We start from the raw sequence: 13671 nt of genomic DNA on the forward strand, positions 1-13671 counted from the left end.
TAAATAGATTTTTAAAAATATCTCATTACTGGTATATTGTTGTCACTTTTTTTACTAACCTAATCTTTTTATAAATTATGATAAAAGTCTATACCTCTCATTCATGTTTTTACTGCACCCGAGCTAAAAATTATCTAGATAATCTTGATATCGATTATGAGACATTGAATATTCAAGAGGATAATGCTGCAAGAGATTTTTTTATGAAATCAGGATTTAGAACGGTTCCACAGATATTTGTAGATGACCAACTTTTATGTGAGGGTGGTTCTGATGGCTTGGTTAAAATGAGTAAAAAAGATATTCAAGATAAAGTTATAGAGTTGTCTGGAGCCCGTTCTTAAATATCTCTAATTCCTGCAATACCTTGAGCGCCAATTCCTAAAGCTTTTTTTATTAGCCCTCTATTCATTCCGCCTAATAAAAATACTGGTAAGTCACATTGCTCAATTATGCTACTAGCAATCTCCCACCCTAAAGGCAGTATATTTGGGTGACTTTGAGTTTCCTGTATTGGAGATAAACTTATGTAGTCAGCAGAAATTTTTTCAGCATGTCTTACCTCCTTTTCATTGTGTGAAGAGGCGCCAAAGAGTTTTGTTTCTGTAAATGGTCTTTTATCTAGACTTAAAAACTCTGAACTAGTTAAATGCCAGCCATCACAATTCTCGTTATAGGTTTTGTTTGGAATGTTAAGAATCAGTTTAGCTTGGTAATTTTTGCATAGCTTATAAATGTCGTTAATATAAGAACTATCAAGAGGAGTTTTGCTTCGAAGCTGGATAATTTCAGTGCCAGTTGCTAAGTGATTTTCACATTCATTAACAATTAAATTAGATTGATGATTATCAGGGGTAATCCAGTAACTATTTGGTAGGTTAAACGTATTAATTATTTTCCACATTGTAGGCAGTAATTCTAAGTTTTTAAATTTCTCAATACTAACCCAAGCTACTTCTTGACCCTCTTTACTAAAAGGTTTACCAGAGAAATGCTCAACATTATAGACCCAGAGCTGCACAGTTTTATCAACGTAATGATGATTTAATTTTTGTATTAGTTTGCATTCAGTAATAGTGACTCCTACCTCTTCAAAAAACTCTCTTTTAAGAGCACTAATATTATCTTCTTCAGATTCAATTTTTCCTCCTGGAAGTTCCCAGTAGCCTGGCATAAATTGATCTTTTTTACGCTTAGTAATTAGCAACTCATTGTCGCTATTAGAGATAATTCCTACAACAACCTTAATAATTAAATTTTTATTTGACAAAGCCTTTTTTAAGATAAATGTTTAATAGATTTTTTCTATTATCACCGTTAACTTGAGTCCGAGGTAAAATAAGTCCTTTTATTCGTAGGGATTTAAGTGAGTCTTCAAAATAAAATTGAATCATTAATACCTATTAAGGATAGTCTGAACCAAAACCTTATTGGAATTGAAAAGGAAGGTTTGCGTGTATCTGAAGATGGAAGTATATCTCAATCTAAACATCCCGAATATTATGGCTCAGCATTAACAAATCCATCTATCACAACTGACTTTAGTGAGGCTTTGATTGAGTTAGTGACAAAACCCATAATGGGAGCAGATAAAGTTATTGATGAACTCAATAAAATTCATCATTATGTGCATAATAATTTACCTAAAAATGAGCGTTTTTGGCCAGCAAGTATGCCTTGTATTCTAAGAGGAAAAACCAATATTCCAATTGCAAATTATGGGAGTTCAAATCTTGGAATGATGAAGACAGTTTATCGTCGTGGGCTAGCAAATCGTTATGGAAGTGTAATGCAGGCAATTGCCGGTATTCACTTTAACTATTCATTCTCAGCCGAGTTTTGGAAATCTTATCAGCAAGTAATGCAGTCAAATATTAATCCTATAGATTTTATGAATCTTCATTACATGGGTCTGACAAGAAATTTTCTAAGATATGGTTGGTTAATTACTTACCTATTTGGAGCTTCATCTTCGGTATGTAAATCATTTATGAAGGACAATTATGATCATGACTTGGAAGAGTTTGATGACTCAACTTTATATTTACCGTATGCGACTTCCTTAAGAATGGGAGATATTGGCTATCAGAATTCACAAGAGGATGAAAAAGGAGTTAAGGCGAATTACAACAGTTTACAGCACTATATATATAGCCTCAGAGCTGCAATGAAAACCAGTTGTGATGATTTTGAGAAGATCGGTTTAAAAAAGGATGGAGAGTACCTTCAACTTAATACCAATATTCTCCAGATCGCAAATGAATACTATTCATCAGTTCGACCAAAACCTATTCTTTATGGAAACAACAGGCCTTTAAGGGCTCTTAAAAATCAAGGAATAGGCTATATAGAAATACGATCATTGGATATTAACCCCTTAACTAATATAGGAATTGACAAGCAGCAAATCCAGTTTTTAGAGGCTTTTTTATTGTATTGTCTTTTAGAGGAGTCACCTCCTCTTTCTACATCAGCATTATATGATATTGATAAAAATGCCAGTCTCATTGCTCATCAAGGAAGGCAACCAGGTTTAAATTTATATAATAATCAAGACAAAATTAGTAGGGATGAATGGGCAGATAAAATTTTTATTGGAATAAATAAATGCTCATCTCTTCTGAGTATTGAGCACCAGAATGCCGTAAAGGCAATTTCTCTGCGTGTCCATAATCCTGACTTAACTCCTTCAGCAATAATGCTTAATGAAATGCAAAATCAAGAAAAAGGATTCTTCGAATATACTAATCAATTTAGTCATAAAAATAAAGAACACTATAAAAATCTAGTTGTTGATAAGAACTATTTTGATGAGCTTAATGAGTTATCACAATCTTCTCAAAAAAAGCAAAAGCAAATAGAAGCTAGTGATCAAATTAATTTTGATCAATTTTTAGAAAAGTATATGGCTTATGACGACTAGTATTGCAACCATATGTTCTTTGGCAACAGCAATAGGTCAGAGTGGAATTGGAATTGTTCGTATCTCGGGGCCACTGGCTTTAGATATAGCAAAAAAAATACTTCTTACTGAGCTTAAACCAAGATACTCATTCTATGGTGTCTTTAACGATGCTAATAGAAATACTATTGATAAGGGCGTAGCTATTTATTTTCCTGGACCAAATTCTTATACTGGTGAGGATGTTGTTGAGTTCCATGGCCATGGTGGAATGAGTGTCCTTAAAAGTCTTATTGAAGTCATTGTTTTTTTTGGTGCTAGGCTTGCTGAACCTGGTGAGTTTACTAAAAGGGCCTTTTTAAATGGCAAGATGGATCTAGTTCAGGCTGAGGCAGTTCAAGATCTTATTCAATCCAGCTCAGAACAGTCAGCTTTAAGTGCTGTTAGGTCTCTAACAGGGGAATTTTCAGAAAAAATAAATCTTTTATTAGCAGACTTAATAGCTTTAAGAGTTTTTATTGAGGCAACAATTGATTTCTCTGATGAGGAAATTGACTTTTTAGAATCCCATGAAGTTTCAACTAAATTGGCAACCTTAAAAGATCTACTCACTAATATTCTTGAGAATGCTACACAAGGAGCAATTCTCAGAGATGGCTTGCATGTTGCTATTGCTGGAAAGCCAAACGCAGGAAAATCGAGTTTACTAAATGCCCTCACAAAACAACCTAGTGCAATTGTTACAGATATTGCAGGGACTACTAGAGACATTTTGAAGGAAACTATTCATATTAATGGAATGCCTCTTCACATAATAGATACAGCTGGTCTTCACAATAGCGACGATATTATTGAGCAAGAAGGCATCAGAAGAGCGCATATTGAAATCAATAATGCTGATGTTGTACTTTTAGTTTACGATGCAATTGATAAATCACCAGATTTATCAATATTGCCTAGTGAAATCCAAGCCAAGCCAGTTATTTGTATTAAGAATAAGATTGATCTTGTCAAAGAAAAATCCAAAATAACAAAATTTGACTCATATTCAGATATTAGTTTGTCAGCTAAAACTAATGCTGGAGTAGATATGTTGAAAAAATTATTATCAGAGTTTGCAGGTTTTAAGCCTGATAGTGATAGTGTTTTTCTTGCTCGAAAAAGGCACATTTTGGCAATCGAGCGAACTCTTGAGTATATCAATAGTGCCGAAGATCAGCTGAAGGGCGGTGCAAGTGAACTTGTGGCTGAAGATTTGCGCCAAGCAGGGATGTCTCTTGGCGCAATTACTGGAGAATTTTCTTCAGATGATCTCTTAGGTGAAATCTTCTCCTCATTTTGTATTGGAAAATAGAGTATAGTTGATTGTTACAGAAAGAAAAATTAAGGAAATTTTAAGCCGGATAAATGATCTCTATGTCATTGATTCTAATTACTATTTTTATGTGAAATAAACTTAGAGATAAGATGCTTTAAAGTTTATTTAGTAAATATTGTTAATATAGCTTGACGCGACCACTTCAGCCTGTATAATTTCCCGCTTTCACCGCCTCTTAAGATCCATTTACTGGGTGGTAGTTCTTTAACAATTTATCAAGCAACTTGTGTGGGCACTCGTACAAGAAATTGTGCAGTGCACATAAAAAACAAAAGCAGATAAGCTTTTTAAAAAATTGAACTATTGGTTATAAAATGCCAAGTGTTCTAAAAAGTCAAAGATTAAACTGAAGAGTTTGATCCTGGCTCAGATTGAACGCTGGCGGTATGCTTAACACATGCAAGTCGAACGGAAACGAAACTAGCTTGCTAGTTGGCGTCGAGTGGCGGACGGGTGAGTAACGCGTAGGAATCTACCTAGTAGTGGGGGATAGCCCGAAGAAATTCGGATTAATACCGCATAATCTATTCGTAGTAAAGTGGGGGACTTTCGAGCCTCACGCTATTAGATGAGCCTGCGTAAGATTAGCTTGTTGGTAGGGTAAAAGCCTACCAAGGCTACGATCTTTAGCTGGTCTGAGAGGATGATCAGCCACATCGGGACTGAGACACGGCCCGAACTCCTACGGGAGGCAGCAGTGGGGAATATTGGACAATGGGGGCAACCCTGATCCAGCAATACCGCGTGTGTGAAGAAGGCCTGAGGGTTGTAAAGCACTTTCAATTGTGAAGAAAAGTTAACGGTTAATAACCGTTAGCCTTGACGTTAACTTTAGAAGAAGCACCGGCTAACTCCGTGCCAGCAGCCGCGGTAATACGGAGGGTGCAAGCGTTAATCGGAATTACTGGGCGTAAAGCGTGCGTAGGCGGTTTATTAAGTCAGATGTGAAAGCCCCGGGCTTAACCTGGGAACTGCATTTGAAACTGGTCAACTAGAGTATGGTAGAGGAAAGTGGAATTTCTGGTGTAGCGGTGAAATGCGTAGATATCAGAAGGAACATCAATGGCGAAGGCAGCTTTCTGGACCAATACTGACGCTGAGGTACGAAAGCGTGGGTAGCAAACAGGATTAGATACCCTGGTAGTCCACGCCGTAAACGATGATAACTAGCCGTTGGGGGGATTTACCCCTTAGTGGCGAAGCTAACGCGTTAAGTTATCCGCCTGGGGAGTACGGCCGCAAGGTTAAAACTCAAAGGAATTGACGGGGACCCGCACAAGCGGTGGAGCATGTGGTTTAATTCGATGCAACGCGAAGAACCTTACCTGGTCTTGACATCCTGCGAACTTTCTAGAAATAGATTGGTGCCTTCGGGAACGCAGTGACAGGTGCTGCATGGCTGTCGTCAGCTCGTGTCGTGAGATGTTGGGTTAAGTCCCGTAACGAGCGCAACCCCTATCCTTATTTGCCAGCACATTATGGTGGGAACTATAAGGAGACTGCCGGTGATAAACCGGAGGAAGGCGGGGACGACGTCAAGTCATCATGGCCCTTACGACCAGGGCTACACACGTGCTACAATGGGAAGGACAAAGAGCCGCGAAGCCGTGAGGTGTAGCTAATCTCAGAAACCTTTTCGTAGTCCGGATTGGAGTCTGCAACTCGACTCCATGAAGTCGGAATCGCTAGTAATCGTAGATCAGAATGCTACGGTGAATACGTTCCCGGGTCTTGTACACACCGCCCGTCATACCATGGGAGTGGGTTGCACCAGAAGTGGCTAGTCTAACTTTATTGAGGACGGTCACCACGGTGTGATTCATGACTGGGGTAAAGTCGTAACAAGGTAGCCCTACCGGAAGGTGGGGCTGGATCACCTCCTTAAGAAATGTATGAGTGTTCACACAAGTTGTTTGATAATATTAAAGATAAGAGAAAAAAAGACCAATAACCCAAATTCAATTTATTTGATATCAAGGGTCTGTAGCTCAGTTGGTTAGAGCGCACCCCTGATAAGGGTGAGGTCGGTGGTTCAAATCCACCCAGACCCACCATTTTCTGGGTTATTAGTTTTTCTATTGGGGCTATAGCTCAGCTGGGAGAGCGCCTGGTTTGCATCCAGGAGGTCAGCAGTTCGATCCTGCTTAGCTCCACCATTTTCTCAAATGAAAACTTAAATAAGATATATTTATATATTTTATTTAAGTTTTTATACCAAGCCTTGGTTTAACCCTTGGTTTGGAGCTCTTTAACAATTTGGATATGAAGTAAAGTTTGTTAAATACAATACAACGTAAAAAGGTGTATTGCATTGACACAACAATTTCAAAAAATATGGATTCTCATTGATAGATTTATTTCTATCATTGATAAATAGAATTCACCGATTGTATCGTAAGATACAGTTAGTGACTTCACAAGGTGAAATACGAAATCATTTAACCCAGATACTTTGGGGTTATATGGTCAAGTGAATAAGTGCATACGACGGATGCCTTGGCAGTAGAAGGCGATGAAGGACGTGATAATCTGCGATAAGCTTCGGTTAGCTGATAATAAGCTCTAACCCGGAGATCTCCGAATGGGAAAACCCAGTGATCATAAGATCATTATCCTTAACTGAATACATAGGTTAAGGAGGCAAACCTAGGGAACTGAAACATCTAAGTACCTAGAGGAAAAGAAATCAACCGAGATTCCCTTAGTAGCGGCGAGCGAACGGGGAACAGCCCTTAAGCAATTTTGAGATTAGTAGAATGTTCTGGAAAGTTCAACGACACAGGGTGATAGTCCCGTATACGAAAATCTTTTAATTGTGAAATCGAGTAAGGCGGCGCACGTGAAACGCTGTTTGAATATGGGGGGACCACCCTCCAAGGCTAAATACTCTCTACTGACCGATAGTGAACAAGTACCGTGAGGGAAAGGCGAAAAGAACCCCGGGAGGGGAGTGAAATAGAACCTGAAATCGTATGCATACAAGCAGTGGGAGCAGACTTGTTCTGTGACTGCGTACCTTTTGTATAATGGGTCAGCGACTTACTTCTCAGTAGCAAGGTTAACCATTAGGGGAGCCGTAGGGAAACCGAGTCTTAAATGGGCGATTAGTTGCTGGGAGTAGACCCGAAACCGGGTGATCTATCCATGGTCAGTGTGAAGGTTAGGTAAAACTAACTGGAGGCGCGAACCCACTTATGTTGAAAAATGAGGGGATGAACTGTGGATAGGGGTGAAAGGCCAAACAAACCCGGAGATAGCTGGTTCTCTCCGAAATCTATTTAGGTAGAGCGTCGCGTATTACTTCTGGGGGTAGAGCACTGTTATGGCTAGCGGGTTGTCAAGACTTAGTAAACCATTGCAAACTCCGAATACCAGAAAGTATGAGCGCGGCAGACACACTGCGGGTGCTAACGTCCGTAGTGGAAAGGGAAACAACCCAGACCGTCAGCTAAGGTCCCAAAATTATAGTTAAGTGGGAAACGATGTGAAAAGGCCCAGACAGCCAGGAGGTTGGCTTAGAAGCAGCCATTCCTTTAAAGAGTGCGTAATAGCTCACTGGTCGAGTCGGTTTGCGCGGAAGATTTAACGGGGCTAAACTATATACCGAAGCTGCGGATCGCAATTTATTGCGATGGTAGGAGAGCGTTCTGTAAGCCGTTGAAGGTGAACTGTGAGGTTTGCTGGAGGTATCAGAAGTGCGAATGCTGACATGAGTAACGATAAAGGGGGTGAAAAACCCCCTCGCCAGAAGTCCAAGGTTTCCTACGCAACGTTAATCGGCGTAGGGTTAGTCGGCCCCTAAGGCGAGGCAGAAATGCGTAGTCGATGGGAAACGGGTTAATATTCCCGTACTTCATATAACTGCGATGGGAAGACGGAGTAGGTTAGCTCAGCAAGGCGATGGTTGTCCTTGTTCAAGCGTGTAGAAATGGTTCTTAGGAAAATCCGGGAACCTCTATTTCAAGGCGTGATAACGAGCCCTCTTTTGGGTGAAGTGAGTGAGACCATGCTTCCAGGAAAATCCTCTAAGCTTCAGGTTATATGAAACCGTACCCCAAACCGACACAGGTGGACGAGATGAGAATTCTAAGGCGCTTGAGAGAACTCGGGTGAAGGAACTAGGCAAAATGACACCGTAACTTCGGGAGAAGGTGTGCTCTTGTTATGTGATATCACTTGCTGATTGAGCAAAGAAGAGCTGAAAATACTAGGTGGCTGCGACTGTTTATTAAAAACACAGCACTCTGCAAACACGTAAGTGGACGTATAGGGTGTGACTCCTGCCCGGTGCTTGAAGGTTAATTGATGAGGTTAGCGCTTGCGCGAAGCTTTTGATCGAAGCCCAAGTAAACGGCGGCCGTAACTATAACGGTCCTAAGGTAGCGAAATTCCTTGTCGGGTAAGTTCCGACCTGCACGAATGGAGTAACGACGGCCACACTGTCTCCACCCGAGACTCAGTGAAATTGAAATTGCTGTTAAGATGCAGTATACCCGCGGCCAGACGGAAAGACCCCGTGCACCTTTACTACAGCTTTGCATTGAACTCTGATCCTACTTGTGTAGGATAGGTGGGAGGCTTTGAAGCTTTAACGCTAGTTAGAGTGGAGCCACCCTTGAAATACCACCCTGGTATGGTTGGGGTTCTAACCTTGGTCCGTAATCCGGATCGGGAACAATGCATGGTGGGTAGTTTGACTGGGGCGGTCTCCTCCTAAAGAGTAACGGAGGAGCGCAAAGGTATCCTCAGCACGGTCGGACATCGTGCAATGAGCGCAAAGGTAAAAGGATGCTTGACTGCGAGACTGACACGTCGAGCAGGTAGGAAACTAGGTCTTAGTGATCCGGTGGTTCTGAGTGGAAGGACCATCGCTCAACGGATAAAAGGTACGCCGGGGATAACAGGCTGATACCCCCCAAGAGTTCACATCGACGGGGGTGTTTGGCACCTCGATGTCGGCTCATCACATCCTGGGGCTGAAGCAGGTCCCAAGGGTATGGCTGTTCGCCATTTAAAGTGGTACGCGAGCTGGGTTTAGAACGTCGTGAGACAGTTCGGTCCCTATCTACCGTGGGCGTTGGAGACTTGAGGGAAGCTGTTCTTAGTACGAGAGGACCGGAATGGACACACCTCTGGTGTTTCGGTTGTCACGCCAGTGGCATTGCCGAGTAGCTATGTGTGGAAAGGATAACCGCTGAAAGCATCTAAGCGGGAAGCCCCTCCCAAGATTAGGTCTCCCTGATTATTTAATAATCCTAAAGATCCCTCGAAGACTACGAGGTTGATAGGCTAGGTGTGAAAGTGCAGCAATGTATTGAGCTAACTAGTACTAATTGATCGTGAGGCTTGACCATATAACACCCAAGATATTTGGAGATGTTGTTGTGTCAACAGGCAATATGCCTTATAAACTTTACTTTATCCATTTTGTTATACCTTCTTTGGTATAAAAACTTTTTAATACTCTTGATATAGGTTATAAATCTACATCAAGTAAGCAGTTTGCTTAGTGACAATAGCAAGTGTGACCCACCTGATCCCATCCCGAACTCAGAAGTGAAACCACTTAGCGCCGATGGTAGTGTGGGGTCTCCCCATGTGAGAGTAGGACATTGCTAGGCTTTTATTCTAAAATACCCCGACCTTTTAAGGCGGGGTATTTTTTTTGTTTAAAAATGCTTGTATTGTTAAACAAAAATTAGCTCCATTAAAGACTTGATTTCAAATAATTCATTATTAAATAGCTATAATATAGCTCTAATTTAAGCAAATAGTTATGAAAAATCTTCTACTCTCTTTAAATAAGTATTTTGCAAAAGTACCTGCTCAATTAATACCCTATCGAAAAACAGTCATTCTTTTAGCCCTGCTTTCAACTATTTTTATGGGTTTTGGCGCTTCACGTTTTGTTTTAGATACCTCATTTGATGTTTGGTTTACTGAGTCTGATCCAGCTATAGAAGCTTTAGATGAATTTCGAGACCAGTTTGGAAGTGATGACGGCTTATTCATTGTTTATGAAGCTAAAGATGGTGATGTATTTTCAAATAAATCCTTACGATATATTTCAGAAATAACTGAGGTTCTTGATAATTATGAGCAAATAAGTGATGAAGTATGGCTTGAAAAGTATGGCTTAACTCCTGATATTGTTGAGTCTCTGACTCACGTCAAGCGAGTTCAATCTTTAACTAATATTAGAATTCAAAAAAATGAAGATGATGTCTTAAGCTCACCACGTCTGGTTCCTAAAAATATCCCTAACGACTCAATAGTACTCAGTGAAATAAGTTCAGAGGCAGATGATCAACCAAGTTTGCCGCTCTTTATGTTTTCAAAAGACCACCGCTATGGTGCAATTTCTATTAAGACTGATTTTGGAGCTATTCCAATTGTGCAGGAGATAGATGATGATTTTTCACTATTCTCTGATGATGATTGGAGTGACGATTTTGATGCTGGAATTGATGATAATGCTGTAGTTCAAAAAATTGAATATCAATCGGATGAGCCAGCACTTTATATTCCTTTTATGAAGGCTATCACAGCAATAACAGAGCAGCCAAAGATGCTTGAGCACTTCAACTTTTATCCAATTGGTAATTCGGCAATGATTTCTTTAGCGATGGATACACTTATTCAAGCTGCATTTTTATTGGTAGGTATGGTGGTAATTATTAACCTTCTATTATGGACATTGTTTCGCTCTGCAAGTGCAGTTGTTCTTCCACAACTTGCAATTGGCCTAAGTATTCTATTTGTCATTGGTGGACTCAGTTGGTTAAATTTGGCATCAACAACTCTAATTGCCCTTACTGTCATGCTGATTATTGCTGTAGGCGTAGCCGATTGTGTTCATGTAATGAGCTCTTATTTATTTTTTAGAAAGGATGGTAAAGATCATGATGATGCCTTGTCAAAGGCTTACGGTAAAACTGGAGTGCCAATCCTTTTAACAACAATAACTACGATGGCAGGAATGTCATCATTGGCTGCAACTGGAATGCCAATGTTTGTCCAGTTTGGACTTTCATCTGCCGCAGGTGTCTTTTTTGCTTTCTTATACACAATATATTTACTGCCTGTATTGCTTAATTATTGGCACCCACTGCAAGCTAAAAAGATAAAAAAACCAGACGAAAAGAGAAAAATTGGCATAAAGTCAATGGCGCTATTAATAAAATCAAAGGCCTTAAGCTTTGGATGTTTTTTTGTTAATCCATTGATGAAAGGTGCAAAAAAAATTGGCTTAGTTTGGCTTCTAAGTGCCGAATGGCTGCAACCATTATTAGATAGAATTCCTAGTTTTGTTGAGCGTTTTCGATATGCTATTGCAATGATTTTTATTGGCGTATTTGTTATATGTTTATACGGCGCAACTCAAGTAAAAATTGATTCTAATCTAGTTGAGCTTTATTCTGATGATGTGCCAATTGGTCAAGCATATGAAATTGTTGATGAGAACATGATGGGAACTGGAAATATGGTCATAGTGGTAGATACTGCAAGATCAGATGGAATTATGGACCCTGAGGTATTGAATTCAATGGATAGACTCCAAAATAAAATTGAAGAAAGTTATAGTGAGTATATTATTCGTACAAATTCTTTGGCAGACTTAGTAATAGATACACATGCCATTATGCAAAACTCTGAGGATTACCGTAATATCCCTGAGACTCAGATTGCAGTGTCACAATTACTTTATTTATTCAATAGTTCTAACCCTGAGGAGCGACGAGCCCTTGTCAGTGACGACTATAGTAAGAGTCACATAAGTGTTCAATTAAGAAATGCAGGATCTAATGAATATAAAGAGTTTTTTAAAGATATTCAGCTTGATATAAATAAAGAATTTAATGGATTAAAAGATCGTTATCCTGATTTAAAAGTTCAGATTACTGGCTCTTTTGCATTAATGATGAGGCTTGCTGATGACATCAGTAAAAATCAGTTTAAGAGCTTAGCCATCGCTGCCGTTGTTATAAGTTTATTATTAATGGTAACACTTGGTTCATTACAGGCTGGAGTTATGTCGATTGTTCCCAATTTAATTCCAGCTACCCTGGCATTTGGATTGATGGGTTTGCTTGGAGTTCCACTAGATACTGATACGCTAATGATTGCCCCTTTAATTATTGGTATTGCAGTTGATGACACTATTCACTTTATTAGTCATTATAGAATGTCGCTTGCCCAAAATCATAATATGAAGCTTGCACTTGTAGAGACTATAAAGGAGGTTGGGCAGGCTGTGACATTCACAACACTAATTTTGGGCTGTGGATTTTTAATGCTTACCTTCAGTGACTATTTAGGCCTAGCTAAAATTGGTGGGTTTGGTTCTTTAGCAATATTTGTTGCACTTCTTTGTGACTTATTGTTTTTTCCAGCATTGATAATGATATTTAAGCCTAAATTTGGCCAGAAAGACGTAGATGATAATTTAAATTTTATAGAGGTTGCAAAATGAACAGACTAATTCTTAATAACTTAAAATCAAACCTTTTTATAGCTCTAATAAGTATATTTTTTATACTTTGTAGTTCAATCACGATTGCAGAAACTAAACTCACTGCCTTGGAAATTATGGAAAAGGTTGATGAAGAAAGTCGTAAGTCAACTGATTCAGCATTCACTCGAATGAAGCTTACTTCTTGTAAGTATGGGAAAAAGGATGGCAAGATTAAGTGCGCTGAAAAGGCGCGTATTAAATTAGTAGAAAGTGCCCAAATAAATACGGGCGATGATAATCAAGATACAAAGAGTGTTTCAATTATTCTTGAGCCAGCAAGTGAAAAAGGAATTGGTATGCTATCTTATAGTTATGATGATAGTGATCGAGATAATGAAACATGGTTATACCTCTCTGCACTTGGCAAAGTTAAAAGAATAAGTGTAAGAAACAGTGATGATGAAGAAACTGAATCTGCAAGTATTTTTGGGACTGAAATGACAACAGAAGACCAAGAGACTGGAAAACTTGATGACTATACATACGAATTATTGGAGCAAGGTAAGTTTAGAGGCCGAGAGGTGGCAGTAATTGAGTCAACGCCTAAGCCATATCGACTTAGTAAAAGTAGCTATGGAAAAACACAGAGTTGGATTGATACTGAAAGATTTATAAGTCTGAAAGTACAAATGTTTGATAAATACAATAATCCAATTAAGAGGCTTGAGGTTGGAAAAGTTGAAAAAATTAATGATGTTTGGATGGGAAGAAGTTTGACATTTTTTAATACAGTTAGTAATCGGTTGACAAATATGAAGCTTGAAGCTATCAATTTTGATATGGATATCCAGGAAGATTTTTTAACTCAAAGAGCATTAACTGATCAAGCTTTTAGAGAGAAGTATCTAAAAGATCTTCGTAAGCAAGCGAAATAAC

6 protein-coding genes, 2 tRNA genes and 3 rRNA genes are annotated in these 13671 nt (G+C 39.2%); 10 read left to right on the forward strand and 1 reads right to left on the reverse strand.

Features of this window, described 5'->3' with window-relative positions; genetic code table 11:
• Positions 1-77 precede the first annotated feature (77 nt).
• Positions 78-344, forward strand: a complete 267-nt coding sequence (locus CRN91_RS02305; RefSeq protein WP_114114846.1) for a glutaredoxin family protein — start codon at positions 78-80, stop codon at positions 342-344.
• Here CRN91_RS02305 and CRN91_RS02310 read toward each other — a convergent pair.
• Positions 341-1270: a Nudix family hydrolase gene (locus tag CRN91_RS02310; RefSeq protein ID WP_114114847.1), complete on the reverse strand. Its 930-nt coding sequence runs from the start codon at positions 1268-1270 to the stop codon at positions 341-343. The genes CRN91_RS02305 and CRN91_RS02310 overlap by 4 nt on opposite strands.
• Positions 1271-1366: 96 nt before the next feature.
• Here CRN91_RS02310 and gshA point away from each other — a divergent pair, with 96 nt between their 5' ends.
• The 9 genes from gshA (at position 1367) to CRN91_RS02355 (ending at position 13670) form a co-directional block, all read left to right on the forward strand.
• Entirely contained in the window at positions 1367-2923 is a 1557-nt protein-coding gene (gene gshA / locus CRN91_RS02315) for a glutamate--cysteine ligase (protein ID WP_114114848.1), read from the forward strand.
• Positions 2913-4256 carry a tRNA uridine-5-carboxymethylaminomethyl(34) synthesis GTPase MnmE gene (mnmE, locus tag CRN91_RS02320; protein ID WP_114114849.1) on the forward strand — a complete coding sequence of 448 codons (1344 nt, stop codon included), beginning with the start codon at positions 2913-2915 and terminating at the stop codon, positions 4254-4256. Before gshA ends, mnmE begins: the two co-directional genes overlap by 11 nt.
• 367 nt (positions 4257-4623) lie before the next feature.
• Positions 4624-6164 (forward strand): 16S ribosomal RNA (locus tag CRN91_RS02325).
• Positions 6165-6257: 93 nt separating this feature from the next.
• Positions 6258-6334 (forward strand) — tRNA-Ile (locus CRN91_RS02330).
• A 26-nt stretch (positions 6335-6360) separates the two neighbouring features.
• Positions 6361-6436, forward strand: a tRNA-Ala gene (locus CRN91_RS02335).
• 308 nt (positions 6437-6744) lie between these two features.
• A 23S ribosomal RNA gene (locus tag CRN91_RS02340) occupies positions 6745-9634 on the forward strand.
• A gap of 151 nt (positions 9635-9785) precedes the next feature.
• Positions 9786-9901, forward strand: a 5S ribosomal RNA gene (gene rrf / locus CRN91_RS02345).
• Together the 16S, 23S and 5S rRNA genes with 2 tRNA genes alongside form the textbook arrangement of a ribosomal RNA operon.
• 155 nt (positions 9902-10056) lie before the next feature.
• The gene (locus CRN91_RS02350; RefSeq protein WP_254424958.1) at positions 10057-12753 is read left to right on the forward strand and encodes an efflux RND transporter permease subunit; all 2697 of its coding nucleotides are present in this window, start codon (positions 10057-10059) and stop codon (positions 12751-12753) included.
• Positions 12750-13670 carry an outer membrane lipoprotein-sorting protein gene (locus tag CRN91_RS02355; protein WP_114114850.1) on the forward strand — a complete coding sequence of 307 codons (921 nt, stop codon included), beginning with the start codon at positions 12750-12752 and terminating at the stop codon, positions 13668-13670. The genes CRN91_RS02350 and CRN91_RS02355 overlap by 4 nt, the downstream gene beginning before the upstream one ends.
• The last annotated feature ends 1 nt before the right edge of the window (position 13671 follow it).

Origin of the sequence: Candidatus Thioglobus sp. NP1, assembly GCF_003326015.1 — a bacterium.
Taxonomy (GTDB): domain Bacteria; phylum Pseudomonadota; class Gammaproteobacteria; order PS1; family Pseudothioglobaceae; genus Pseudothioglobus; species Pseudothioglobus singularis_A.